This window comes from Nitrososphaerota archaeon (genome assembly GCA_016872055.1).
Lineage (GTDB): Archaea > Thermoproteota > Nitrososphaeria > Nitrososphaerales > Nitrosopumilaceae > Nitrosotenuis.
In genome coordinates, this window is the sequence record VHBH01000003.1 from 146,007 (window position 1) to 172,085 (window position 26,079).

Sequence of the window (26,079 nt, forward strand, 5' to 3'; positions counted from 1 at the left end):
CAGTTTTTTCGCTTCTAGCCGAAATTCACCTTTTTTACTCTGATTTATGCCGTTTTTAGTACGAATTGTTTATAACTAGTATTACGGCTTGCTATCTCTGCAATGAGTGACCCAAACTATTACGCACACCTGCACAACGAGTATGACAAAAAGCCTCGAAGAATCCACGTATTGGACAGTACGCTTCGAGAGGGCGAACAGCACCCAGGTGTGACATTTACCAACAAGCAGAGAATCCAAATTGCATGGATGCTTGATTATTTTGGCGTAGACCAAATTGAGATTTCACCAGTAGTATCTGAAGATCATTTTGAGGCGACAAAGACAATCATCAAGCAAGGCCTGAAGGCAGATATTGTAGCGCATGTTCGCGCACTAAAGGAAGACGTAGACGTTGCACTAAAATGTGACCCAAAATGGACTGCAACCTATCTTGGAATATCAGATATTCACATGAAGGATAAGCTAAGAATTACAAGAGAAGAGGCATTGCGCAGAGCGGTAGAGACAGTAGAATATGCAAAATCACATGGCCTAAAAATGAGATTCACTGTAGAGGACGGTTCCCGTGCAGACCCGGAATTTCTGCTTAAAGTATGCAAGGCAATCGAGGAGGCCGGCGTTGACAGAATTAGTCTGCCAGATACTGTAGGAATAATGAGACCAAAAGGTATGTTCAACTTTGTAAAAATGGTAAAAGAAAAAATTAAAGTCCCGCTAGATGTGCACTGCCACAATGATATTGGCCTAGCCGTTGCAAACGCATTTGCAGGAATTGATGCAGGGGCAGACCAAATTCACACCACAATAGACGGAATTGGCGAGAGAACAGGCATACCGTCTTTGGCAGAAGTTGCAGTTGCAATGACATATCTCTATAGATCCCCAAATGATTTCAGACTAGACATGCTGACTGACCTATCAAGACTAATCGAAGAATACACAGGCATTCCACCATACGACTCCAAACCAATTGTGGGCCCAACAGCATACAAGCACAAGGCAGGAACCCACCTGGCGGCCATTCTAAGAAATCCGGCAGCTTACGAACCAATTCCGCCGCGAATCGTAGGCAACAGGCGAAGAATCGTCTTTGGGGAGCTAGCCGGCAAAAGTGGTTCTGCATATCTCATGTCAATACTTGGCCTGCCAAAGGACGACAACCAGGCAAAGGCAGTAGCTGCAGGTCTTAAAAACCTCAGAATGGGCGACCTGTTGGAAATCCCACTTGATAACAAACTTGAAAGAAAGATAATTAATGACGTAAAGGACAGTAAGGATTAACCATGGCAAAATGTGTTGAATGTGATTCGGATATTTCAATTCCAAGTGATGCCGTAGAAGGCGAACTGGTAACTTGCTCAGATTGTGGGGCAAGCTTTGAATTAACCAAGGCCTCAGGCGGATTTGGGCTTAAGCCAGCTCAAAGCGTCGGAGAGGACTGGGGCCAGTGAGCCACCCGATAACGATTCTCTACGATACTGTTCGACCAGAAGAAAAAGCCCTCACCGAGGCTGCCCAAAAACTAGATATTAAAATCGAAATGGTAGACTGTAAGAATCTCGTGCTAGATGTCGATAAAAAATCCCAATACAACACAGTACTTCAAAGATGCGTCAGCTATTACAGAAATCTGCACGCAACAGCGGCACTAGAAGGAATGGGCGCTAATGTCATTAACAATTTGTACTGCGGAGTTTATGCAGGCAATAAATTATTCACACATACTTTGCTAAGAAACGCTGGAATTGAAACGCCATATGTGAGTGTGGCATTTTCCAAGGATTCTGCATTAGACGCACTGGACAGAGTTGGTTATCCAAAGGTTATCAAGCCAACCGTAGGAAGCTGGGGCAGAATGGTCCAGAGGCTCAACAACCGAGAGGCGGCCGAAGGAATCATAGAAGAGCGGGAAAAAATGTACCCAATTTACCAGATTCATTATCTAGAAGAATTTGTTCAAAGGCCACCACGAGACATTAGAGCCATAGTGATTGGAGACGAGGTGGTAGGCGCCATATATCGCAATTCCACGACAGAAAACTGGAAGACAAACACCCACCTTGGAGGCACTGCAGAAGTATGCGAGATAACCCCAGAACTAGAAGAAGTCTGTATCAAGGCAAAGGAATGCGTCAAGGGTCAAATAGTGGGAATTGACCTAATGGAGAGCAAAGAGCGTGGCATAGTTATTCATGAGATAAACAATACTACTGAATACAGAAATGTTGCCCGGGTCACCGGCGTCAACATTGCCGCAAAGATTTTAGAATACGCAGTAAAATCAGGAAATTAAAAAGATGGACTCGTCATTTACAATAACCCCAAGGTTCTCTATTAAAATGCTAGAGAAGGCACTGCGTCTGTACACGCCGTCATTAGCAGAAAAGCCAATGGCAGAATTTCTGGCAGACAAGTGTGACGACTTGGGATTTGACAACATCAAAATCGATGAAGTGGGAAACCTAATTGCGACAATTGGCTCCGGCTCACCACGAGTCTTGCTTTGTGGCCATATGGATACAGTGCCGGGTAAAGTAAAGGTCCGAAAGGAAGGTGATTTTCTATACGGTAGGGGAGCATCCGATGCGAAGGCTCCACTTATGGCAATGCTCCTGGCAGCATCAACAGTCCACAAAAATAACGGTACCATAATTTTTGTTGGGGCAGTAGACGAGGAAGGAAACGCAACAGGAATCAAAAACCTGGCAAAGCAAAAGCTCGACATCGACTATGCAGTCTTTGGTGAGCCATCAGGGATAACAAATGTCACAATAGCTTACAAGGGAAGAATCGCAATCAATCTTAAAATCAATGTGGGTGACTCGGCACACGCATCTGCCCCATGGCTTGCAAGAAACGCAATCGAAGAATCCTTGAAGTTCACCGCAGAGCTCAAAAAAGCACTGGAGGAAAACCAGGAAGGCCAATCAAAGGGAATGATGCTGACTGCAACCATCACTGAAATCAAGGGAGGGGATAGCCACAACGTCACCCCAAAGGAATGCCATACCATAATGGACATTAGGATCCCAGTAACGCTCAACTGCAAGGTAGTGGGAGAAAAAATAGCAACCAAGGTCGCAGAGCTATCATCAAAGCAACAAGTAGAAGCACTATACTCTGTAATAGACGAAACAGAGCCGTTTGAGGCGCCAATGAACTCGCCCCTAGTTCGAGCATTCACGCTAGGAGTGATGGATGTGGAGCGCAAGAGGCCGTCATTGATCAGAAAAACAGGGACAGGGGACATGAACATCATTGGCACATTGTGGAATATTCCTGTTGTTACATATGGTCCAGGAGACCCGCACGCATCTCACACAATTGATGAGCGAGTATCCATGAACGAATACCTCCGTGGCATTGAAGTAATCAGAAACACTCTGCATCACCTAAAACGACTCCACGACACAAAGATAGAAAAATAATGCTAGTCTTTGTTGGCCTAGGAATTGGTGGCTCGCAAGCATTATCTGAAAAGGCAAGAAAAATAATCTCAGAGTCAGACGTTGTGTATTTTGAGCAGTTTACAAGCCCCATGCCAGAAAATCAGATAGGGTTTCTCCAAGAAATAACAAGGGGGCAATTCAAGCTGGCGCCAAGGTGGCTGGTCGAGGACGGAAGGGAAATCCTAGAGGCAGCAAAGAACGGTAAGGTTTCGTTATTGTCCTATGGCGACCCGTACATTGCCACAACGCATATCGAGTTGCGTGTGCGAGCAATCCAAGAAGGCATCATAACTGACACAATCCACGCATCATCAGCTATAACATCATTGGTTGGAGAATGCGGCCTCCACTTTTACAAGGTGGGAAAGACAGTGACCATAATGAGTGGGATTCCATCTTCTACTGCGTATTATACGATATTTGAGAATTTGAAATTGGGAAACCACACCATAGTATTATTAGAATGGAGTCAAAACAGGAATTTCTTTTTGGATCCCAAAGACGCCATATCAAGTCTATTGGATCAGGAAAAAGAGCAAAACCGTAAAGTTTTCTCTGCTGATACATATGGAATTATCGCATCAAGGATAGGTCAGGACGACCAAAAAATCATTGCTGCAAGATTCTCTGATTTGGCAAAGCATGACTTTGGCGCGCCACCGCACACAATAATAATTCCCGGAATAATGCACTTTACAGAATCGGACGCACTAAAGGTGCTCGGACATTGTTTTACCATTCCAGAAGACAATACTCCAAAAATAGAAAAGATTTCTGCACAAATGATGAAAAAATACATACCGATGGTCCGGCGAGCGCTGGACCAAATCGCACCATACTACAAGGATTCAAAGGAATTTGCAGGAGTTCTAGAGAATGCAGACTTGTACATCAAGGACGCAGAGAGATTCTACTCCCAGGGCCAGGACGAGCTTGCAATATTGTCTATAGGATATGCAGACGGACTTGTGGATGCACTGCGAATAGCCAAGGGAATAGAGCCAGAACTATAGAACAAATTAAAAACCACAACAGAGTAGAGCTAATGCTTTGGACGTAATAGACAGAGGAATCTTATCATCGCTTTATGTCTGCTCACTAACAGGACAAAACCCAATAGAGCATACAATTAGGCGTACAAATCTTTCAGAATCCTATATCCAAGAAAGAATTACAGTATTGAAAAAAAATCTAATGATATCAGAAAACAACGCCCTAACAGAGTTTGGTAGAAGCGCCCTGCATGTTGTTTTAGCTGGTGGAGTCTTTGATATTATTCATCCAGGCCACATTTACACGCTAAATGCGGCAAAGGCACTTGGTGATGTGCTAGTAGTAGTAATTGCTACAGGAAATACCGCAGTAAAAATGAAAAAAAGAAGACCGCTCCACGCTGAAGAACAGAGACAGGAGCTCATTGGTTCGCTCTCAATGGTGGGACTCTGTCTAATAGGTAGTGAAGGCGACATTTTCAAGACAGTGTCCCGAGTAAAGCCGGACATTATCGCGCTTGGATACGACCAGGTACACCAAGAAAAATTCATTACAGATGGCTGCAAGAGTCTTGGCCTAAATATTCGGGTGGCAAGGCTCCAGTCCCCAATTCCGGAATACTCCAGCTCCAAGATAGAAAAAGAGTACGGTGAGGCGCTGCACGGAATCTAGACTTTGATTCTAATGGAGAGGCTTGCGTCGTCTTTGAGTCCCAATTTTTTGCGAATCTCTGCCTTTGATATTATTTCTATTGTGGATAGATCATGATGAGTTCTCTCTAATAGTATGAGCTGCGCGTCGACTTTACCGTTAATTTTGCACGCAAAACACCGGACCCACCCGTATGTTCTTTTTCCATCAGAGAATCCGTCTATTTTGACTCCTTCTAGGTTTGCAAGCTGGCGCAGTGATTCAATCTGCTCTTTTTTGTCCAGCTTGACATTAAGTGTACCAGGAAAAGGAACATAGCCAATTTTGTGCAAAAATTGTTTTGTGTATCCCTTGAGCGACATGTAGTATTTTCCCTCTCCCATTCCCGCAACCAGTACACCGTCAACATCGATTGTGGACGGCGTCGACTCTAGGTTGTTTTTTAGAATCCCATAGATTTCAGAGATTTGTTCATACCCCCTTTGCGTCAGTTTTACAGAGACCTTTCTACCTGCAGTAATTCTAGATATGAATCCGCCCTGTTCTAGCTCCAATAGATGCTTTGATGCTGCCTGTTGGGATTTTCCGATTTGCTTTCCCAAAGTACTGGTAGTGATAGCGACATAGTTATTTTTTGCACCCTTAGATAACAATTCAGTAAGTGTGATCAGGTGCTGGATTTTTAGCTCTGTCATTGTATAACAAAAAAGAAAAAAGAGTTAAAGAGTTTATGCGACACCAAGTTCGGTAAATGTCTTGAGCGAAATTCCGTCCTTGTTAGTCAGGTTGGCAACTCTGTGTCCTATTACACACTCGATACCTGCCTGCTTTGCTCCATCTACCAATCTTTGTGTCACAATTCCGTCAAGTATCAGGTATTTGATGCCGGTTTGAACTGAAAGTTTAGAGACAAGTTCCGATATTGGAACCCTAAAGACTTCGTTTTTGCTTGAGTCAAGGCCAATTGCTTCTAGTGTTTCGTTGATTTGCGAAAATGTCTTTCCTGCAATCTCTGCCATTGGCTTGTCGTTAGGGTCACTCAGTGTTGGTTTTGCCTTTGGATTATTCATTTCCTCAATTGTTGGCTTTAGTATGTCAGCTATTTGCTGCGGAGTGAGCTCTTCGACTTCGACTCCCTCGGGTGCTCGGTGTACCACATCAATATCGACTACACTTTTGAGCTCTTTGAGTATGAATCCGCCTGCTCTGTCTCCATCTAGGAATGCAACGATTTTGTCCTTTTGGTCGCACAATTCACGAATTGATTCGTCGATTCGTGCGCCATCTATTGCTAATGAGTTGTCGATTCCTGCCCTGAGCAGATTGATTACGTCTGCTCTTCCCTCAACTAGGATAATCCAAGGAGACTCAAAGACGCCCTGTCCACATGGAAGCTTACCCCTGCCGTATGTTGTGAGCTTTCCAGATGTCGAGGTTCCCTCGTGAATGTCCTTGAGCATTGTTTCGCCTTCTGAAATGGTCTTTGTAGCCCATTGCTGCTTGATCTCTTTTGCGCGTTTGATAATGTCGTCCTTTTTTGTGGCACGTACATCCTCGATTGCGGTTAGCTTGAACTTGCAGTCGAATGGACCTACCTTGTCTATGCTTTCAATTGCCGCAGCTATTAGCGATGCGGTATCAACGTCAGTCGACATTGGTATTAGTGCATCACCTTTAGTGGTGTTTGTAGTGCTTGTCGCAGTTACTTCTATTCTTCCGACTTTTGATAGCCGTTGGAGCTCATTTAGGTTCATCTCTGGGCCTAGCAGACCTTCGGTCTGGCCAAAGATTGCGCCTATGATGTCTGCTCTTTCAACGAGTCCATCAACTTCAAAGGATAGCTTAACGTGATATTTGACAATTCCTGTTGGTGGCATATGAAAATATTCCTCCTAAAGATCAATAGCCTTGTTCTTCAGTTCACAGATATAAGTGCTTACGATGATAAACGCATAAAAAATTACAAAAATGAGAAAATGAAGGGGTTATTCGGTGCTAAAAGAGTGTCCGCAAGAGCAGGATTTTGTAACATTTGGATTGTTGATCTTAAATCCGGATCCCATCAGAGACTCGATGTAGTCGATGTTTGCGCCCTTGAGGTGTTCTTGTGAATAGCTGTCAACTAGTAGTTTGACTCCTTGCTCTTCGATGACAGTGTCATCTTCTTCCGGCTTTGCCTCAAAGCCCATTCCATAGGAAAGGCCCGAGCATCCGCCACCTTGAACATATACTCTCAGGTATTCTGGCTTGTCTGCTTCTTCTTTCATAAACTCGGCAATTTTCTCCGCTGCTTTTGGAGTGATTGTTACGAGTCTTTGTGTTTGTTCGGTTGCCATGAACTCACAAGTCGTTCCAAATTATAATAAGCTTTTCACCCCTAGTAGAATAGTAATAATAAAGAAAAGTTAGGTATAGCTTACTTTTTGGACTTGTTTACAAACGCAGTCATGCGTTGTTCTCTGTCTGGATCGGTAAAGCAGTTTCTCCACGCCAATAGTTCTATTCCTAGACCCGTATCGAGATCTGCATTTCGACCCTTGTTGATTGCTATTTTGGACATTTTTACTCCGGAAACGGAATTTGACGCAATTTGGTTTGCCATCTTTAGTGTCTCTTCCATCAATGATGCTAAAGGTACCACCTGGTTGACTAGGCCGATTTGCAATGCCTCATCGGCTTTAATCATCTTTCCAGTATAGACAAGCTCCTTTGCCTTTGCAATCCCTACAATTCTCATCAGTCTCTGGGTTCCTCCCCATCCGGGTGGAATTCCTATTGTTACCTCTGGTTGGCCCATCCGAGCAGTATCTGCTGCAATTCTAATATCGCAAGACATTGCAACCTCGCATCCTCCTCCCAGTGCAAATCCATTGACTGCAGCAATTGTCGGCTTGGACACCAGCTCAATTGTATTGGTGACTAGTTGTCCAAGTTTTGCATATTCTACTGATTCGTCTGCAGAAATCTTTGACATGTATTCAATGTCTGCTCCTGCCGAGAATGCCTTTTCGCCTTCTCCTGTGAGGATTATGACTTTGACGTCATTGTCAGTGTCTAGTTGTGTGAATACAGAGACGAGTTCGTGTGCAACATCTGTGTTCATTGCATTAAGCTTGTCTGGCCTGTTGATCTTGACTGTAGCAATTCCGTTTGATTTTGAAGTCGTAACTAAAGCCATGATCCTAGGAAAAATTCACACTTGAAATAAACCTTTAGAGGTGCTTGCCCCATTGAGCAAGTGCAGAGGCAGCTGCTGTCCAGTCTCGAAGGTCGTCATAAACCGGCACCCCCTCTTTTTCGATTAGTGCAGAGATTTTCTTTGTGTACGGACCACCGTTTCCGCCTACAAGCAGTGGTTTTTTCTGTTGCTTTGAGAAATTAGCCAAGTGTTGTATTATGGTCTCCTCCAGTGGGTCGTCTTGGAATACAAACCAAGGCATCACGATATCGACGTTTGGTTCTTCATAGAATTTTTCTATGGTGTATCTATAATCTTCTGCGTTTGCGCCTCCTGTGACATCTGCGGGGTTGCCCTTGCCGATGACATATGTCGGTGGGAAATGTGCCTTCATCTCTTCTAGTATTTTTGGAGAGATTGTTGCAAGCTGTATCCCCAGTCTTTCAAACTGGTCGATTCCTCCAATCATAGGACCTGCACCGTTGCTACACATTGCGACCCGGTTTCCTTTGGCAGCTGGTTGCCATGCTAGTGCCTTTGTTACTGCCACTAGTTCCTGGTAGCTATCAACTGAGATGATTCCTGCTTGCTTGAATGCTCCCATGATAATAGCGTTAGAGCCTCCAAGTGATCCGGTGTGAGAGGCTGCTTGTTTTGCGCCTGCCTCGGTTCTTCCGCTCTTCCAAATTACGACTGGTTTTTTCTTTTCAGCCATTACTCGTTTGGCAGTCTCGATGAACTTGCGTCCATCTCCAAAACCTTCTACATATAGTGCAATTACTTTGGTTTGTGGGTCTGATGCCAGATACCAGATCATGTCTGCTTCATCTACATCGGAGCGATTTCCATAGCTGACCATTTTGGATAGACCAAACGAGTCAGCAGACTCTAGGAAACTAATCCCCATTGTACCAGATTGTGATAGCAATGCGACATTTCCAAGTTTCGCTCTGACCATTCTTTCTTGGCCTTGAAATGCGCAGTCAAGTCTATTTGCTGCATTGAACATTCCGATGCAGTTTGGACCGATAATTCGGATTTTGTGCTTTTCTGATAATTCTTTAACTTGAGCTTCGTATGCTGCACGTTCTCCTCCAAGCTCCTTTCCTCCACCAGATACGATAACCACGTTGTGTATTCCTTTCTTTGCGCATTGCTCCAATACTGGTGGTGTGACTGACAAATCAACACAAACCACTACAAGGTCTACGTTTCCTGGGATCGCCTCAATTGAGGGATAGCATTTTACCCCAAGAATTTCTTCTGACTTTGGGTTGATTGGATATACTAATCCATTGTAGTCGTGTTTTGCAAGAGAGTCCAAGACAGAGTTTCCGACCTTTCCCGGTGTCGCAGATGCACCTACTAGTGCAACTGATGCAGGAGTAAAGAACTTCTCCATGAATTGTGCGTTTGGTGTTGCTTTTGATATTGCACTAGGGTTTACCTCTTTTGCAAGGATTATTTTTGCATCTACGACAAAGTAGGATTTTGGATATACCACTATTGGGTTGAAATCAATGCTGTTGACATGTGATGCGTTATCTACGCCGATTTTGCCTATCTGGACTAGTGCCTTTGCAAGCATGTTCAGATCAATTGGTGCGCTTCCTCTGAAACCCTTGAATAATTTTGAAGACTTTAGTTCCTCAATCATGGACTTTGCATCTGACATGGTGATTGGTAGCATTCTCCATGCTACATCTTTGAAGACCTCAGTCATCACACCACCAAGGCCTGCCATTATCACAGGGCCGAATTGAGGATCGACCTGTAGTCCGACGATCATTTCGACTCCTTTTGGAACCATTTTCTCCAAGAGGACTCCTTTGATCTCGGCTTTCTTGTCGTATTTTTTCACATTCTTAATAATAGAATCAAATGTTTTTTTGACTTCTTTTGCATTTGCAACTCCAACTTTGACTCCACCTGCATCAGTCTTGTGAAGAATTTGTGGGGAAACAATTTTCATTACTAGTGGGAATCCGATTTTTTTGGATGCCTTGACTGCTTCTGTTGCAGTCTTTGCTAGTGCATATGGCGGGACTTTAACGCCGTATGCTTTTAGAATTGATTTAGAGACATCCTCGGTGATAACCTTGTGGTCTGTCTTCATTGTTTCATCGAAAATTTTCTGAGTTGATTTCATAACGTGATCGGACACACCCCAGTTCTGTATATTAAATTTGTGTCAAAGTTTGAATTCTGACTTGAAGTTTTTGTAAAATATTTTCATGTTTTTTTGGATTATGCCGATATTGTCGTCAATTTCCGATCGGATCTTTTTTGGATCCAGATACGGTACATTCAGATTTTCTTGTGTGTTATCAAGCCAAGATTTTATCGTATCCGAGTCTACCTCAAAATGAAATTGCACTCCAACCGCCGTCCCATACTGGAATGCTTGGTTATACAATTCCGAATAAGCGAGTCTTTTCGCCCCAGATGGAATATCAAATGTGTCACCATGCCAATGAAATACCGAAAACGGGTCGGACAGGCCTGAAAACAGGCTCGATTTTGCGGCCTTGTCTTGTATTACATCATGGTAAAATCCAATCTCTTTTTTTGGTCCCGGATATACTTCAGCTCCAAATGATTTTGCGATGAGCTGCGAGCCAAGGCAGACCCCAAGTATAGGGATGTTATTTTGCACTGCTTTTTGTATTAACGATAGCTCGTCCCTGAGATACTGTAGATCATCGTTTGCACTCTCTGGTGCACCCAAGACCAAGACCATCGCATGATCCAGTTCTGGAATCTTTTGCCTTTTTGCAGAAACTATCTGTAGATTATATCCATCAGACTCTAGCAGTTCCCCTATTTTACCTGGGCCTTCCAGGCCAGTATTTTTTATGACCAGTATATCAGACATTATTTTTCGCAGCTTGTCGGCTTGTTTATCATATCAATGAATTCCACGCCGAGATATTCCTGTGTTACAATATGCGGAACCATCCAAAGTATTGTGGATTCCAGCTGTGTGGTAACTTTAATTTTATCTGTGTTGATTCGAGTCACATCAGTTCCTCCTGTTTCAGTGTCCAAAAATGAAAAGAATATGCTTGCCATTCTGTCGTTCTCTGAGACAAATTTGCCAACCACAATTCCGTCGCTGTTTGGCCCAAGGCCTCCCCTGCCGGTGCTAAATGTGCCAAGATCATTTCCGTCATAGAATATCGTAAAGGAATATTTGGAAAACGATGATGGCAAACCAGATGGATTGCACACATTTACAGTCTTGTCATTCATAACAGAGAGGAAGTCAAACTTGCCAGGCCATGAAAACTCCAAGCCATGTGCAGAAATTGCATTAACCGAAGAATATCCAAGAGAGCCTGTAATCACAACAATTGACGCAATTACTATTATGGTGTGCTTGTTTGCCATGAAACTAGCATCGAATTGGACATAATTTTAGCATATATGATAAAAATAGAAAAGTTTATGGCCATAGGCCTTTAGCTTTGAATGCTTCAACAACTCTGTCAACTGCCAGAACCATCGCTGCGCGTCGCATGTCGATTTTATGCTTTTTGGACAGTGCAAGTGTGTCGCGGAATCCACGTGTGATGTGGCTTTCCATCTTTGATGCTACCTCGTCAAACGACCAATAGTAGCCCATGTTGTTTTGGACCCACTCCAAGTATGATATGCAAACACCGCCAGAGTTTGCCAATATGTCTGGAATGACAACTATCTTTTTCTGGTAGATGATTGGGTCTGCTTCGGGCATTGTTGGACCGTTTGCAGCTTCGCCAATGATTTTGCATTGGAGTTTTCTTGCAATCGATGCGTTGATTTGGTTTTCCAATGCTGCTGGAATCAAAATGTCGCATTTTGTGGTTAGTAGTTGTTCAGTAGTGATTTTCTTGCTTCCTTGATAGCCGACTACGGAGCCAGTCTTGTTTTTGAACTCGAGGACTTTTTTTGGGTCTAATCCGTTTGGATTAATTATTGAACCCTTGGTATCACTTACTGCGATTATTTTTGCACCCATTTTTTGTAGGTACTCTGCAGTAAATGTTCCCGCGTTACCGAATCCCTGAATGACAACCTTTGCCCCCTTTAGTTTAAGGCCGATTGTCTTTGCAGCTTCGCGGACACAGTATGCGCATCCAAGACCAGTCGCAACGTTTCTTGCAAGCGAGCCACCCAATGGAATTGGTTTGCCGGTGATAACTCCTGGTTGATATTCATTGCCAGAAACCTTACCGTAAACATCCATAATTTGGGCCATTTCCTTGCCTGTCGTATACACGTCTGGTGCTGGAACGTCCTTTTGCGGTCCTATAATCTCAGAGATTGCATATGCATATCTTCTGGTTAATCTTTCAAGTTCACCCTCAGATAGTTTTTCTTTTTTCGGATTGACGAAGATTCCTCCTTTTCCACCGCCCAAAGGTACGTCTACTACTGCACACTTCCAAGTCATCCAAGACGATAATGCCTTGACTTCTTTTTCCATGTACTCGATGCCACCTTCAGGATCAAAGTATCTGATTCCTCCCTTGTATGGACCGCGGTCGTTGTTGTGTTGGCTTCTAAATCCAATGAATGTTCGGATTTTTCCGTTATCCATTTTCACTGGAAGTTTTACTCGCAAAACCTTGTTTGGTTCTGCCAAATAGTCTCTGACGCCTTTGTCAACTTTGAGAATTGCGCAAGCATCATCAAGTTGTTTTAGTGCATTCTTGAATGGATCTGCCTGAACCAATTTGATCGAGATCTCTCGATCCAAATTCTATTTAAGTCTGTTGAGAATTGTTTACCGTAAAATATTTGATCGCATCATCACATAGTGATGAGTCAGATAACTTGGCAGTCCGGACAAACACAAGACATCAACCCAGAGACCTACAAAAAAGCGGAAATGGAGTCAAGACGTCGATCTGGTTTACGTTTTCAGATGGATTGGTCTTTGTTCTGACCGCAAAAAATACCGGTAAGGCACCGCTAGTCAAAAACACCCTGTTGGTGAAATAGTTCCTGCGGGATGTGCGGCGAACCAGACGGATACTGCATTGATGGACGGTATGGTTTACAACAAAATTGAAGGCGCAAAACGCAGTAAAATTAGGCCACAAAAAGTATGGTTTCAAAGCAAAGCTTGTAGGTGTTTATCAAAAAAGAAGACCAAATAGTAATTGCAATTCAGATATAGACTATTTTGCAGTACATTTGGTGCGCCAGTTTTGCATAACATCATCTGGCGCCAAAATATTCGCTTCCAAATAATTACATAAATGATGTGTTGCTCTGTATTTTTTTCCAAGCTTTGTGACTAGATTTTTTTTGGACATACATTGAGGTGATGTGAAATTGCCTTGTAATCCGGGCCCATTTACTGTGCAAGATGGTTTGGATTCATCTGATATCCGATAACGACATAATTATTGAGGTCTGGTAAATACGCCCCCTGTGCCTGTAAAGACAAAAGGGAGCATTCGTTTTACGTCGCGATCTGGCATTCATGCAGATCCTGATTTGCGGGCAACCATTTCTTTGATCTGATCCACCTGCTCCAGGCTCAGGTACGATCAGGACTGGTTTTGCTTGAAGAATGTTTCCAAATCTCTTCCAATTTGCCTTGGACTAGGCTGAATTCATCAACTAACGCTTAAATTGACAAAAAATTTAGTTTTTGTATTATGATGCCAGCACGCGGATATGACATGACGCCTACAATGTATTCACCGGATGGAAGAATATACCAAGTAGAATATGCAATTGAGACAGTAAAGCGCGGAACGCTGGCAGTAGGTGTCAAAAGCAAGGACGGAGTAGTAATGGCGGTTGAAGAGATCCCAAGAAAACTCCAGGTTTCCGGTATTACACAAAAAATATTCCAAGTAGATGATCATATTGGAATTGCAGCAGCTGGCTACATCCCAGACGCCCGAGTCCAAGTTGATGATGCAAGAACATTTTCCCAAAGCCACAAGCTAATCTATGATGAGGAAGTCGAAGTGGAAACAGTGGCAAAGCACCTAGCAGACAGATGCCATCAATATACCCAGTATTCAGGTGTGAGGCCATTTGGCGTAGCGCTAATCATTTCTGGTGTGGACCAGAGCGGAAATAGAATCTACGTTACTGACCCTTCAGGAACATTTGTCTCATATGCAGCAGTCGCAATTGGTGCAGGAGCCGACGATGTAAACGCATTCTTGGAGAAAAACTATACCGATGAGATGTCTCTAGAGGACGCATCCGCCTTAGCAATTGCCGCAATTGAACTACGAGCAGAGGCAAAGGAGGAAAAAAGTATCAGAATGTCTCGAGTCACCAAGCAGAACAGAGTCCTAGAAATGGTAAGCGACGCAGATGTTGAAAAATACTCGACTACTGCCAAGAGTAAATACCCAAAGCCAAACTAGTCTAGTTACTACAAATTATGTCTTATTCGTATCCAAGCCAATGGGCCTAGGAAGCTATTGGGGAGAAGTAATCGAAGTATTACGCCAGATAATTCCAATTTATGACAAAGTAAACTCGTACATTTCGCTTGGCAAAGACAAAGAACATCGAATCCGTGGAATCACAAACAGAGTCATCCCAGGAAATAGTATCTTGGATGCGGGTTCTGGGTTTGGCAACATGTCCAAGACTGCAGAAAAGATCTGCAATGGTAACATCACAATTACGCTTTATGATCCTCTTGTGCCGATGTTACATAATACCGGCACGTATTTTACAAAATCGCCTGACATGTCATGTGGTGTTTTTGAGCATATTCCGTTCAAGGAAGACCAATTCGATGCAGTATTGTGCGGATATTCTCTGCGTGATGCAATAAATCTAAGAATTGCAATTTCTGAAATCCACCGAGTTTTGAAAAAAGGTGGACGATTTGTTATTGTGGATTTGGGAAAGCCAGATGATATTGTCGCACGAGCAGGTGTCTCATTTTATCTTAGAATAATATTACCAATAATCGCATTTGCGGTTGGTGGAAGACTAGGACTCAAGTTTGGTACCTTATATGGTACATACAAGCTCTGGCCGCAAAATAAAAAGCTGGAAGGATTATTACTAGAGAAATTCTCGCGAGTAGAATTTGACACTGATCTAATGGGTGGCGCAATAATGGTTGCAGCATACAAATGAATAGAATTATTATTTTACTCAACATTACTGGTCTTTTGATTGGAGTATCTTATGGTATTCACAATCCAATTGTTCCAATTTTTGCAAAAAACGAAATTGGTGCATCATACGCAGAACTTGGGTTAATCGGCCTTGCAAACTTTGTTCCATACATGCTCATTCCAGTTTTTGTTGGAATGTTGCTTCATAGGTTCAACAGTGGTGTGCTGTTATGCGTTGGAGTTACAATAAACAGTGCATCCGTGTTTTTACTTTCTTTAGCAAAGACAGTACCTGAGGTGATGATCTTGCGCGCAGTAACTGGTGTTGCACATGCATTTTTTTGGCCCCCTGCAGAGGCAATCATTTCTGGTACAAGTGATGCCAAAACTCGAGTCAAAAAGATTGCAAGATTTACGGGGTTTTTCGTCGCTGGATTTATGATTGGGCCGCTAATTGGCACGTTTCTTCTGGAAGGACTTGACGTATCGTACAGAGTATTATTTGAGATTGCAACGTTTGTGATGGCATCTGCGATTATCTTTTCTATCCAGCTGACAAAAAATCACACACAAAGTGAGAACACCACGTTTTCGCTTTCTGCAATAAAGCAGGTAGTAAAATTCCCAGTGGTAATTATGATTTTGATTTATTGTGCATCTTCGTTTGGGGTGATTTTGACGATTTACCCTGCATTTCTAAACGACAGGACCATGTCGGCAACGGAAATTGAGATTCTGTATTTTGTATTTGGTGCATCACGTGTAGTTACACTAGCATTAACGGACAAACTTGCGCGCCACACCAGTACCACCCTGGTTGCATCAACTGGTACAATAGCTGCTGGCCTTGCAATATCGTTTGTGTCGCATTCGATACTAGAGTTTTCCTTGGCAATGCTATTGTTGGGCTTTGGGTTCTCCATCATCTTTCCACTGACACTAGAGATAATTCTAAGAAAGACATCAAAGGAAAGCCAGGGAATTATAATTGGCGCATACGAGACTACATTTGGAATAGGCTGGTCCATTGGTCCAATTGCTGCTGGCTTGATCTCAGAGTTTTCTGGAAACGCCATGCCGTACTTGGTGTTTTTTGTATTGGGTCTAGGCATAACAGCAGTCTCTGCTGCAAAAAAGAAATCCCTAGAGCCACAGACTGCCTAGAATTGCAGATATTTCGAGATTTTTCTATGTTTTTAAAAAGCACTCCTTTAGAATCCGTATCGAATCTCAGGGCGTAGTTGGATCTTTAATTTGATTGTGTAGAATTGTTGGTGACTGCTAATCAGAACTAGACTTTCGCTAGGCTTATTTTTGCAGACGACTAAATCAAGCCATGCTGGAGTATTCGCTAAACATTGCAGGCAGTGAATGGATAATTATCATTTTTGTAGGACTGTTTGCTCTCTTGGGGACAAAAAAGCTCCCAGAGGTTACGAAAAAACTTGGACGTGCGATGGGCGAATATAACAAGACGAAAAACGACATCCAAAACCAGCTAGCAGGCATTACAAATACAACGCCAAACATTACTGCACCAGTACAAAACGAGCGACAGAAAATGGAATTTATTGCAAAATCACTTGGAATCGACTTTGCAGGCAAAACAGATGAAGAGTTGCAAAAAATCATCTCATCTAAGATGTCTGGTCCAAACACAAAGGATAATTAGATTTGGCCAAGCTAGCACTGAATCAGATCTACAACATGAATTGTATTGAAGGGATGCAGCTTTTGTCCCAAAACAAAATTGATCTAATCGTTACAGATCCACCATTTGCAATTGACTTTAGAGCAACAAAGCAAAACTACAATCGAACCGCATCACGAGTGATGCAGGGGTATAATGAGATCAAGCAAAAGGACTATTACGATTTTACCGTAAAATGGATGAAGCAAGCGCATAGAATTCTCAAAGATTCTGGAAGTATGTACGTTTTTTCTGGGTGGAACAACCTCAAAGACATTTTAAATGCACTAGACGATGTTGGATTTATCACAATTAATCACATAATTTGGAAATACCAGTTTGGCGTAGTGACCAAAACAAAGTTTGTCACATCGCATTATCATTGTGTGTATGTGAGCAAAAACAACAAAAAGCGAAGATTCTATCCATTTGTGAGATTTGGCAAGGCCGAAAAGACCGAGCAAGGTCGCTCTCTGCACTATATGGACAAAGAAGACGTCTGGGATATCAAACGTGAATATTGGACAGGGGACCAGAAAACACCTACAAAGCTTCCTGCAGAACTGGTAAAAAAAATCCTAGAATACTCTAGCAAGGAAGGCGATGTTGTCTTTGATCCTTTCCTGGGATCAGGCCAAGTGGCGATGATTGCAAAGCAGCTAAAACGAAATTATCTCGGATTTGAGATTGTTAAAAAATATCACGCCTTTGCAAATAAGCGACTAGAAAAGAATCTGTATCGGCTCAAGGCATAAAAAGTGCGGAATTTGGGTTTTATCCCTATTCCAATTTGTCTATCTGTATTCCATTTTGTCCTTTACGCGCTTTACTTCAACCATCTCGTCTCGGAGATGGCTTGCCAGCAGGCGTTCAGATTCTTTTTTGTGCTTCCAATAAGCATTTAGAACTTGTTGTCTGCTTTTTGCGCGCTTGAGGGCCGCATGGTACTTTCTGTGAACTTCTGCTACTCCTCTCAGGTAGCTTCCAGAACTACTTCCCATGCCATTGTGAAGTGATACCAAATAGATAAACTTGGCCAAGTGCGCGTTGTTACCAACTTTGCTGATCTTAGAATGGCCATTTTTTGTAAGGCACGCATGCGATCAGTAAGTAGGGAGGGTTACAATACCATACCCAAACCATAAATCCATACTACCCCTAATGGGGCGTGAGTTGAGGTATTCCTGTCCCAAATGTGAGTTTGGCATTTCCATTCAAAAAACATTTAACAAAAAATTCATGATTGCGTGTTCCAAGTGCGGACTACAAGACATTGTCGATTATGCAAAAAACATCGACGAAGTATACTTGGAGTTTTTGGCCAGATTCGATCAGGGTCAGACACCGGACAAAAAGGAGATGCACTCTCAGCTAAAAGAGGAAGGAATTATTCGCGATAAAAATGAAATAGAATCTATGATAGGCAGCAACACACCTGACTCCATAACTAGAGATGTTTTATTTTCAAACAAGGACTATATTTCATATTACAAGACAATCAAGGAACCCGATCCGGAATTTGGCCTACCAGTAGATGAAATGGGTTTGTCTGATGAAATAATACAATACCTATATGAAAAAAACATTACAAAATTCTACAAGTTCCAAGAAGATGCAATACTGGAAATAATCTCTGGTGCAAATGTAATAATCACTGCACCTACTGCGTCTGGCAAAACAGAGGCATTTGCAATACCAGTAATACACAAGATATCTAAAGACGCAAAATTGGGCATAATTTCCGCCGTATTTGTCTATCCTACAAAGGCATTATCACGTGACCAGCTGCCAAAAATACAGGAAATTGCAAAAATGGTAGGCCTATCTGCAGCAATCTTTGATGGAGATACAAAACAAAAAGACAGACTGGAAATTTTAGACAATCCACCAAATATCATTGTGACAAACTTTGACGTCGTGCATTATCATTTGATGTACAGAACAAAGTTTGCATCCCTATTGACGAGATTACAATTTCTCGTAGTGGATGAAGCACATGTGTATTCGGGGATTTTTGGCTCTAATGTGCATTATATCATAAAAAGATTGAAGCGAGTCTGCAAAAAGATCCAGTTTGTAGCAGCTTCTGCCACTTTGGATAATGCTAAAGAATTTTGCGAGAATCTCTTTTGCGAAAAAATGCATCTAGTCTCAGGATCTGGTAAAAAAGGAGAAACTGACTTTGTAATTGTATTTCCTTCACTACGAACACAGCGAGCGCTGACAATTGACTTGCTTGAAAAACTCGTAACAAAGAAACACAAAACCATGGTATTTTCAAATTCGCATTTAAATTCCGAGCTTGTCGCAATGCAGGCAAAAAAGAAAAAAATCGACATTCGAGTCCATCGTGCAGGCTTGATGGTAAACTATAGAAATTTTGTTGAAAAGTCATTCAAAGAAGACAAGATAATGTCAATATCGTGCACCCCAACACTGGAACTTGGAATTGATGTTGGAAATGTGGATGGGGTCATTTCAACTACCATTCCAGTAAACAGACTGATGCAGAGAATTGGTCGTGCTGCAAGAAAAGGACAGCGAGGATTTGCGTTTCTGGCATTGGGTAATGACCCAATATCGCAATACTACAAGAACCACCCAGACAACTATTTTGAGGATGTAGAAAAAACCTACATTGACCCCAAAAACCCGTTTGTCGAGGAATTTCACGTCCTTGCGATGGCGTGCGACAAACCCATTGTCAAGCACGAGTTATCAGAGCATTTCGAGGCAATCCAAAAACACGTTGACTCTGGCAATCTGATTTTGCAGGAAAACCGCTATGTGCCAAACTATGATTCCATCAAAGAAATGCTGGAAGAGTATTCCATTAGGGGAATAGGCAAGTCCATTGACATTTTCTATAATGACAAAAAGCTAGGCGAAAGAGTCTTGCCAATGGCACTAGAAGAGCTGCACGAATCTGCCATCTATTTTCTTGCTGGAACCAGGTATAAGGTGAAGGAATTTGATTACCCTCAAAAGCAATACGCCAAGCTCGCTGCAATACCGCGCGACTATCCATATTATACCAAGGCACTAACTGAAGAATGGCCTACAATAGAGACTGTTTATGAGAAAAGGCGTGCATTTGGAATAGAGGTGTATTTTTGCAAACTGCATATACAAAAACAGGTTTACGGCTATGTCAATATTGAATTAGGCCAGGAGGTAACCCAAGGTCAAAAGGTACTACTGGATAAACCGCTAGAATATGATTTTGTGACAAAGGGAATCGTAATTCATGCACCAACACCAAGCTCAGAAATGGAATCATCTGAGAATCCAGAATATGTAGAGGCAAGCGGATATCATGCAACAGAGCACATCATAATAGAAGGAAGCAATATGGTCACAGGAGGAGTGTCGCAGGACTTAGGTGGAATCTCACTCGGCACATCAGGTTTGATCTTCATTTATGATGGAGCAATTGGTGGAAATGGTGCAAGCAAGGCATTATACGACAGACTCGAAAAGGCATTTGAGCGAAGCCTCACCATCGTAAAAGAATGTCCATGCAATAACGAGGCTGGATGCCCTCGATGTACTTTTTCATACAGGTGTGGAAACAATAATGAGTTTTTGCATAAAAAGGCATCATGTGAAATTTTACAGAAAATAAACGACGGTGAAATTACAGAAATAATAGAGCCCATCGAAGGCGAAAAGCCTCTGGTTTGAGCCTATTTTGAATACTTTTTAGAGTCTAGCTTTTTCTTTGCCTAGCGCAATCTGTTTTTTTAGAGTCTAGCTTTTTTGATTTGTAATCGTCGTCGTATTTTTTTAGAAACTTTTTTCGCATTTCGTCTGCATGTGCTTTTGCTTTGCTGGTGTTCTTTTTGTCATCATTTGCCATGTTTTTGATCTTTGTGTTAGATTGGACAAAAACAAAATTGCTAGAATACTAGTAATTAGCAAAACAGACATTAGAATAGAAAATACAATTAGTACTTTTGGGATTCAGATATGAAAATGAGATGGGACTAAAATGGGTAACGTAGAATGTGTCCGGTTTTCTTATTTAGTTTTGACAGTACAATAACTGCAGAGAACGTTAATACCATTACCAATATCAAGCCTAATGGGAATTCAGGGGTCACTACTATTGGAAATTCTATAGATTCGCCGCTTTGATCGATATTTTGTATTGCAAGTGTTACTGGTCCTTTATGCTGCTCAAAAAATATCACATCCTCAAAGCTGCCACCTGCCTGTGCAATTCCTGAATTTTCATAGATTTGCTGGCCGTTCTGGATTAGAACAAAGTCATATTCCGCATCGGAGACGGGCCGCATATTTCTATCATAAATGGTAAAGATGAATTCTGCATCCCCCGGTTGAAGGGTTTCTGGAATCCAAGTCAGATCAATAATGTACTTGCCCTGTGCACCGTCAGGTGTGGCACTTGGAATTCTAATTGGGAATGTTCCTTTTTCTTCCTGTTGCCTTACCACGACCACATAATCAACAGATGATAATTTTTCTCCATTGATGCTCTCTATTGATATTATGGCAGGCCCAAGGTTTTCCTTTGTGAATGTATAATCATGAAAATTGGTCTTTTCTTGTGCGCCAATTAGTCCTGTTATTGGCTTTCTGTAGAGTTCTTTTCCGTGCTGTTTTACTACAAAGTCAAATTTTGCGTCCTCTTGGATTTTGGGCGCAAAATACCTAGTAATGTCTATGTAAAATCGCGTTTTTTGCTCAGGAATTATTGGCGTAGGCTCCCAGGATAATCCTACCTGAAAGACGGCGTTCTGAGTATATGCAGAGAGTGGAAACTTGTCTTCTGCGCTAGGCGATATGACAAACTCCATAATTGACTTGTCGTGTACTGAATCAACAATTGAGAGCAGTTCCTTTTGGTTTAGTACCAAGTGCACTATTCTGCTGTCTGTAGTGTAATCATCAATTGTTATTGCATATTCAGGAACTGGAATCCCATTGACTAGACCATCATATTTTGTGACAAGCATCTCTGGAAATGTTTTCGGTACGTGAATTTCTTGGTGCACCACATTTGTTTGCGCAATATTTTGCTGACTCCAGTCATACGGCATTGAAAATGATATGGTTCTAAATTTTTCATCAAATTCAAAGCCATTTATTGTATCATAATATGACATTATGCCAAAGGAATAGTCCTTGTTTTGGTAAGATATTGGATAATCAGTTTTTTCTGCGAGGCTAATTGATGCGTCAAATGTGACTGGCGGATCCAGTTTGTTTGAGTCTGCATTAATAGTTAGAACCTGAATATGAAATTTGTATAGTCCGCCTGAGAGAAAGATTGGCCCCTCTACTTTAAGAGGAAACAGAACAGTATTTTTCATCCAACCTAGTTCGCCGAAATTACTTCCCTGTATCTTTACTTGGTTAGTATTTTTTGGTTCAACCTTGATGGATAAATTGCTAGCGTCGTCGTGGAATCGCTCACTGAGTAATTGCTTTCCATCCTTGCTAATTTCCACAAGATACGTCACATGTGGTATTACTGCCTGAGTGTCGGTTTCGTATAGTTTTAGCAAAATTTCGTATTCGCCTGTTTTTTTGTCAAATGTTGGCGGATTTACAAAAAGTGAAAGTGTTGCATTTTTGCCATCGATGACTACCGGAGGCAATGTTTCTCCTCCCACACCGTGCCCAAACGATGGTTGTGCGTAAAATAGTACAGAAATTATGCCAAAAACAAGCAATATTGGTAATTTCACAGTCTGCCTTTGGTAAATCCATCTAATAAACGAAGAATCTGCTTTTGAGAAGCAAATTTGGTAGATCTACCAATTTTCTTAATTATTCGTAATAGATAATTTATGCAGTGTATCGGTGAGAAACCACACTTGTCGAAAATCTCTTTGTATTCATTTGGTTTCTCACCAGTTTTTTCTAGAATTGAAATCTTTTTGATAATACAATAGGAATTATTGCCAAGATTAGTACTAGTGGCGCCAAAAATCCAAACTCTGGCACAACTGCAGTACCCACTACGGTAAGCGATGATGCACCCTCTGGCAGATTCATTTGCAGCGTGTAATTATCTGATGTGGATGATATTATTTGATAATCAATTTGTTCTTGTGGTGATGCTGTGACCAAGATTATGAAATTATCTCCAACTGCATCAACTAGGCTTCTTGGGATTTGGATGGTTGCCATTCCTCCAGATATTTCTGATAAGAGAAACGTAACTGATTTTGATGTTTCGTCTACAGAAATACCGGAGATTGCACCAGCCATCTCATATTTGATTTGGAATTGCGCGTCATTGTATGATACGGTTTTTGTTCCCCCATCAAATTTGGTGGAATATTCTACGGGATTGGTCGTCACATGTGAATCATGTTCCAAGTGCTCAGATGATTCAGAGGCATCGGCATACCACGGTACCAATTTTCCTCGGATTCCATCAATTTTGACGGTTTGCGCTAGGGTATATTTTGCATCATCTACGGATACTCTAAAGTAAGTCTCGTTTGGATCCAGTGGAAACTCAAATACATACTTGTTAAGATCACCGTGACTTTGCTTGTTGAACAGCTCAAATGGATTCATTTTGGCAAGCTTTGCAGTAAATAGTCCAGTTTTTCGTGCGTGGACTTGGACTTCGATATCGTCCAAACTACCCGCAGTCCCAATTATGATTTGAGCAGTTCCTGTTTCCAGTGAGTATTGTATTTCATAGATTGTCAGCTGCTTTGTTATTTGCAGTATGGCATGCTCGTATGGATGTTCACTTGGTTCATGCTTTACAATGGAGGCATGTGAGTGACCAGAATGACTACCATGTGATGCAGAATTATGAGTACTTGAATGGGAAGTACTACCACCATGAGTATGAACTTCGGTGTTTCCAGTTCCGACCAAATATGAAGAAAAGTGATCAACGGTTTTTGCATATGTGCAGGTAAGAGCACCTGTAGAGGAAGCGGACAGATTAGAACCGACCACACTCCAGCGGTCTCCTTGTTGAAGATACAGTGTTACGCCAGTTGGGCAATCAGAACCTACTTTTTCAAGTGTGAATCTGATGGTCGGATCCTCAGAATACACACTGGTGTCAGAAAAATCAATATCACCACTTGTTTGAAGATTCAAGTACATTTTGGCAAATCCCGAAGGAATCGATGGTGAACCGGATGGAATCGCACTAGATACTTTAACGCTAATTCCAATATTGCTTCCTTGCGTGTTCATTGGTAGCTCAATTGACTCTAGCATTGGATGAGCACCGCCCTGAGACACTGTGTCTGCTCTGATCATAATGTTGGAACCAGGTACTATTGTATCCATTACAGGGGTGACGATGAAGTTTCCCCCATTATTAGCAACTGGTGCAACATACACTGGAGGGATGAACGTAGTACTGGTGCCAGATGAAGTATCAGTTGGCGGCGAATATGTAGGAATTCCAAGTGTGCTAATTAGTGTGGACGGAGTCACAGAATTTGAAAACGTCTGAGTGAAAACAATATGGTCAGGCGGAGTTGCCGTCAATTTTTGAGAGATTGCAACTATCTTGGCTGGAGGCAGGTCATTTTTGCTAGATATTGCAATGCCATTTATTTTGGCACCACCTGTGTTTTTGAGTTTGTCAAATAGTGTATCGCTGATTAGTGGAGGTTCTATTATAGTAGACGCAGTAGTGGTAAAGTTGACAAAAGTCTGAGTCACATAGCTGAATCCGTTTGTTCCTGTGATTTCATCTGATGCCACAGGATATGCCGCAGTTCCAAAACCAGAAGTGCCTCTGATCTGCATTATACTGTACGTGCCATTGTTTACTCCCACTAGTTCTATTATCCCAGACATTGGGTCGGAGTCTAGCTGATCATTGTCCGAAACTACGAAATTAAACCAGGTGGAAAGATCCAGATAATCAGTTGCATTAGTTGTGTGGGAATATGGATTTGGTGTTACGATAAATGTGGCATTGCCGGCAAGAAAAGGATTATCCTCGGTCTGGAAATTAAAAATCGTCAAGACTTGAGTGCTTGTGTTATTGACACATCCAGAACAGTTTTTGGCAGTAGTTAGTCCATGTACCTCATTTAGCGCAGGTGCTAAACAGACAAGAGCTAGTAAAACTCCCAATGCTAGAAATCTAATGTCAGTTTTTGGTGAGTTAGATCTTGTACTTTTATCGCATGACAATTGTTGTACAAATAACCTAACCAAAAAAAATGAAAAAAGAGCCATTTTTAGTGGCCGCTGTGTGAAGCAGTGTCGGTAGTGACGCTTGCTTGAGGGTTTGACAGATTTACTTCAGGGAAGTTCACTGCATTATACGGCGCAGGCATTGATCCTGTTGGGCCGTATTGGTTTGGTGGATTTATGTCACCTATTACTCTGAGTAACGTAAATGATGCAGTGTTTCCAGTTCTAAACACCACATTGGTCTGTCCTTGATTTAACAAGCCAATGTCCGTTACTCTTGGTGCACCAGGGTTACCTACTCCAGCAAGGTCTATTGCTGGAATGTGTGAATGATACACACAGGTTCCTGTAACTCCTCGAATTCCACCAGAACTTGCGTGTGGAATAAGGTTTAGCTGTGCCTGAGCCACCCAGGTCCTGTCAAGAAGCTCGTCGATGTGTCCAGCAACTGGAGTAACCAAGGGTTTCTTTGTTGTAGGATCGCATGGTATTCTGACTAGTAAATGTCCACTCACATAGTTGGGGCTAAAGTCTGCAATTGCAAGATAGTCACCAGGTCTCATTACTTGTCCTGCCAGCATCACATTTGCAACAGTGGGTAATCCTCCACCTATTGCTCCTGTTTCAAAACCATGACTGGCAGTCGCATAATGGTAAGTAAAACTACCTAATGCTACGGCAGTAGCCACTACTGCAATTATCAGTTTGGTGTCAAATGTCTTCATTTTAGTTTTTGACTTGAGATTTTGTTTATATGATTTCTAGTAGAATCTCCAAACAAGTTTTTCGATTCTACCAATTTTGTTTAATATGTATAAATTTTTTAAAAATCAAAATATGACAACGCAAAAAAACATCAAACATCTA

General features: G+C 42.0%; 24 protein-coding genes. 12 read left to right on the forward strand and 12 right to left on the reverse strand.

Annotation, left to right across the window (positions count from 1 at the left end):
- Positions 1-102: 102 nt before the first annotated feature.
- Genes FJ354_03970 through FJ354_03995 form a run of 6 tightly spaced genes read left to right on the forward strand, consistent with a single transcriptional unit; the run spans position 103 to position 5,117 of the window.
- On the forward strand, positions 103-1,284 hold the full coding sequence (locus tag FJ354_03970; protein MBM3905826.1) for a 2-isopropylmalate synthase: 1,182 nt from the start codon (positions 103-105) through the stop codon (positions 1,282-1,284).
- A gap of 2 nt (positions 1,285-1,286) precedes the next feature.
- On the forward strand, positions 1,287-1,454 hold the full coding sequence (locus FJ354_03975; protein MBM3905827.1) for a lysine biosynthesis protein LysW: 168 nt from the start codon (positions 1,287-1,289) through the stop codon (positions 1,452-1,454).
- Positions 1,451-2,296 carry a lysine biosynthesis protein LysX gene (gene lysX, locus FJ354_03980; GenBank protein ID MBM3905828.1) on the forward strand — a complete coding sequence of 282 codons (846 nt, stop codon included), beginning with the start codon at positions 1,451-1,453 and terminating at the stop codon, positions 2,294-2,296. The genes FJ354_03975 and lysX overlap by 4 nt, the downstream gene beginning before the upstream one ends.
- Before the next feature lie 4 nt (positions 2,297-2,300).
- Positions 2,301-3,431: a M20/M25/M40 family metallo-hydrolase gene (locus FJ354_03985; protein ID MBM3905829.1), complete on the forward strand. Its 1,131-nt coding sequence runs from the start codon at positions 2,301-2,303 to the stop codon at positions 3,429-3,431.
- Complete coding sequence (dph5, locus tag FJ354_03990; protein ID MBM3905830.1) at positions 3,431-4,465, forward strand: diphthine synthase; 1,035 nt, start codon at positions 3,431-3,433, stop codon at positions 4,463-4,465. Before FJ354_03985 ends, dph5 begins: the two co-directional genes overlap by 1 nt.
- A 37-nt stretch (positions 4,466-4,502) precedes the next feature.
- Positions 4,503-5,117, forward strand: coding sequence for an FAD synthase (locus FJ354_03995; GenBank protein ID MBM3905831.1), 615 nt, complete (start codon positions 4,503-4,505; stop codon positions 5,115-5,117).
- Here the strand turns inward: FJ354_03995 and FJ354_04000 are convergent.
- From FJ354_04000 to FJ354_04035, 8 genes are all read right to left on the reverse strand, one after another.
- On the reverse strand, positions 5,114-5,791 hold the full coding sequence (locus FJ354_04000; GenBank protein ID MBM3905832.1) for a CTP-dependent riboflavin kinase: 678 nt from the start codon (positions 5,789-5,791) through the stop codon (positions 5,114-5,116). The genes FJ354_03995 and FJ354_04000 overlap by 4 nt on opposite strands.
- Positions 5,792-5,824: 33 nt before the next feature.
- Positions 5,825-6,973, reverse strand: a complete 1,149-nt coding sequence (locus FJ354_04005) for a DNA primase (GenBank protein MBM3905833.1) — start codon at positions 6,971-6,973, stop codon at positions 5,825-5,827.
- 108 nt (positions 6,974-7,081) lie between these two features.
- Complete coding sequence (gene erpA, locus FJ354_04010) at positions 7,082-7,432, reverse strand: iron-sulfur cluster insertion protein ErpA (protein MBM3905834.1); 351 nt, start codon at positions 7,430-7,432, stop codon at positions 7,082-7,084.
- A gap of 80 nt (positions 7,433-7,512) precedes the next feature.
- Positions 7,513-8,274: an enoyl-CoA hydratase/isomerase family protein gene (locus FJ354_04015; GenBank protein MBM3905835.1), complete on the reverse strand. Its 762-nt coding sequence runs from the start codon at positions 8,272-8,274 to the stop codon at positions 7,513-7,515.
- 34 nt (positions 8,275-8,308) lie between these two features.
- Positions 8,309-10,423, reverse strand: a complete 2,115-nt coding sequence (locus FJ354_04020) for an acyl-CoA synthetase (protein MBM3905836.1) — start codon at positions 10,421-10,423, stop codon at positions 8,309-8,311.
- 42 nt (positions 10,424-10,465) lie between these two features.
- Complete coding sequence (locus FJ354_04025) at positions 10,466-11,149, reverse strand: GMP synthase (protein ID MBM3905837.1); 684 nt, start codon at positions 11,147-11,149, stop codon at positions 10,466-10,468.
- A complete protein-coding gene (locus tag FJ354_04030) occupies positions 11,149-11,664 on the reverse strand; it encodes a hypothetical protein (protein MBM3905838.1) in 516 nt (171 codons plus the stop codon). The genes FJ354_04025 and FJ354_04030 overlap by 1 nt, the downstream gene beginning before the upstream one ends.
- 55 nt (positions 11,665-11,719) lie before the next feature.
- Positions 11,720-12,991, reverse strand: coding sequence for a Glu/Leu/Phe/Val dehydrogenase (locus FJ354_04035; protein MBM3905839.1), 1,272 nt, complete (start codon positions 12,989-12,991; stop codon positions 11,720-11,722).
- 934 nt (positions 12,992-13,925) lie between these two features.
- On the opposite strand from FJ354_04035, the gene FJ354_04040 reads away from it, so the two are divergent.
- The 5 genes from FJ354_04040 to FJ354_04060 all read left to right on the forward strand — a co-directional run bounded on the left by FJ354_04040 (position 13,926) and on the right by FJ354_04060 (position 17,810).
- The gene (locus tag FJ354_04040) at positions 13,926-14,654 is read left to right on the forward strand and encodes an archaeal proteasome endopeptidase complex subunit alpha (protein ID MBM3905840.1); all 729 of its coding nucleotides are present in this window, start codon (positions 13,926-13,928) and stop codon (positions 14,652-14,654) included.
- A 40-nt stretch (positions 14,655-14,694) separates the two neighbouring features.
- Positions 14,695-15,384 (forward strand): methyltransferase domain-containing protein, encoded by a 690-nt coding sequence (locus FJ354_04045; protein ID MBM3905841.1) that lies wholly within the window; start codon positions 14,695-14,697, stop codon positions 15,382-15,384.
- Positions 15,381-16,529 (forward strand): MFS transporter, encoded by a 1,149-nt coding sequence (locus FJ354_04050; GenBank protein ID MBM3905842.1) that lies wholly within the window; start codon positions 15,381-15,383, stop codon positions 16,527-16,529. The genes FJ354_04045 and FJ354_04050 overlap by 4 nt, the downstream gene beginning before the upstream one ends.
- Before the next feature lie 172 nt (positions 16,530-16,701).
- Positions 16,702-17,037: a twin-arginine translocase TatA/TatE family subunit gene (locus FJ354_04055; protein MBM3905843.1), complete on the forward strand. Its 336-nt coding sequence runs from the start codon at positions 16,702-16,704 to the stop codon at positions 17,035-17,037.
- Positions 17,038-17,072: 35 nt separating this feature from the next.
- Positions 17,073-17,810 carry a site-specific DNA-methyltransferase gene (locus tag FJ354_04060; protein MBM3905844.1) on the forward strand — a complete coding sequence of 246 codons (738 nt, stop codon included), beginning with the start codon at positions 17,073-17,075 and terminating at the stop codon, positions 17,808-17,810.
- A 39-nt stretch (positions 17,811-17,849) separates the two neighbouring features.
- Here the strand turns inward: FJ354_04060 and FJ354_04065 are convergent, their stop codons facing one another.
- Positions 17,850-18,056: a hypothetical protein gene (locus FJ354_04065; GenBank protein MBM3905845.1), complete on the reverse strand. Its 207-nt coding sequence runs from the start codon at positions 18,054-18,056 to the stop codon at positions 17,850-17,852.
- 172 nt (positions 18,057-18,228) lie between these two features.
- Here FJ354_04065 and FJ354_04070 point away from each other — a divergent pair, with 172 nt between their 5' ends.
- Positions 18,229-20,739 (forward strand): DEAD/DEAH box helicase, encoded by a 2,511-nt coding sequence (locus FJ354_04070; protein MBM3905846.1) that lies wholly within the window; start codon positions 18,229-18,231, stop codon positions 20,737-20,739.
- A 302-nt stretch (positions 20,740-21,041) separates the two neighbouring features.
- Here FJ354_04070 and FJ354_04075 read toward each other — a convergent pair whose 3' ends face one another.
- From FJ354_04075 to FJ354_04085, 3 genes are all read right to left on the reverse strand, one after another.
- Entirely contained in the window at positions 21,042-22,769 is a 1,728-nt protein-coding gene (locus FJ354_04075; GenBank protein MBM3905847.1) for a hypothetical protein, read from the reverse strand.
- A 175-nt stretch (positions 22,770-22,944) separates the two neighbouring features.
- Positions 22,945-25,209: a hypothetical protein gene (locus tag FJ354_04080; GenBank protein ID MBM3905848.1), complete on the reverse strand. Its 2,265-nt coding sequence runs from the start codon at positions 25,207-25,209 to the stop codon at positions 22,945-22,947.
- Between the two features lie 47 nt (positions 25,210-25,256).
- The gene (locus FJ354_04085; protein ID MBM3905849.1) at positions 25,257-25,937 is read right to left on the reverse strand and encodes a hypothetical protein; all 681 of its coding nucleotides are present in this window, start codon (positions 25,935-25,937) and stop codon (positions 25,257-25,259) included.
- Between the last annotated feature and the right edge of the window lie 142 nt (positions 25,938-26,079).

Coding starts and splice junctions, on each gene's coding strand:
- FJ354_03970 (MBM3905826.1), top strand. CDS start 103: ATGAGTGACCCAAACTATTACGCACACCTGCACAACGAGTATGACAAA.
- FJ354_03975 (MBM3905827.1), top strand. CDS start 1,287: ATGGCAAAATGTGTTGAATGTGATTCGGATATTTCAATTCCAAGTGAT.
- FJ354_03985 (MBM3905829.1), top strand. CDS start 2,301: ATGGACTCGTCATTTACAATAACCCCAAGGTTCTCTATTAAAATGCTA.
- dph5 (MBM3905830.1), top strand. CDS start 3,431: ATGCTAGTCTTTGTTGGCCTAGGAATTGGTGGCTCGCAAGCATTATCT.
- FJ354_04000 (MBM3905832.1), bottom strand. CDS start 5,791: ATGACAGAGCTAAAAATCCAGCACCTGATCACACTTACTGAATTGTTA.
- FJ354_04005 (MBM3905833.1), bottom strand. CDS start 6,973: ATGCCACCAACAGGAATTGTCAAATATCACGTTAAGCTATCCTTTGAA.
- erpA (MBM3905834.1), bottom strand. CDS start 7,432: ATGGCAACCGAACAAACACAAAGACTCGTAACAATCACTCCAAAAGCA.
- FJ354_04015 (MBM3905835.1), bottom strand. CDS start 8,274: ATGGCTTTAGTTACGACTTCAAAATCAAACGGAATTGCTACAGTCAAG.
- FJ354_04020 (MBM3905836.1), bottom strand. CDS start 10,423: ATGAAATCAACTCAGAAAATTTTCGATGAAACAATGAAGACAGACCAC.
- FJ354_04025 (MBM3905837.1), bottom strand. CDS start 11,149: ATGTCTGATATACTGGTCATAAAAAATACTGGCCTGGAAGGCCCAGGT.
- FJ354_04030 (MBM3905838.1), bottom strand. CDS start 11,664: ATGGCAAACAAGCACACCATAATAGTAATTGCGTCAATTGTTGTGATT.
- FJ354_04040 (MBM3905840.1), top strand. CDS start 13,926: ATGATGCCAGCACGCGGATATGACATGACGCCTACAATGTATTCACCG.
- FJ354_04045 (MBM3905841.1), top strand. CDS start 14,695: ATGGGCCTAGGAAGCTATTGGGGAGAAGTAATCGAAGTATTACGCCAG.
- FJ354_04050 (MBM3905842.1), top strand. CDS start 15,381: ATGAATAGAATTATTATTTTACTCAACATTACTGGTCTTTTGATTGGA.
- FJ354_04055 (MBM3905843.1), top strand. CDS start 16,702: ATGCTGGAGTATTCGCTAAACATTGCAGGCAGTGAATGGATAATTATC.
- FJ354_04060 (MBM3905844.1), top strand. CDS start 17,073: ATGAATTGTATTGAAGGGATGCAGCTTTTGTCCCAAAACAAAATTGAT.
- FJ354_04065 (MBM3905845.1), bottom strand. CDS start 18,056: ATGGGAAGTAGTTCTGGAAGCTACCTGAGAGGAGTAGCAGAAGTTCAC.
- FJ354_04085 (MBM3905849.1), bottom strand. CDS start 25,937: ATGAAGACATTTGACACCAAACTGATAATTGCAGTAGTGGCTACTGCC.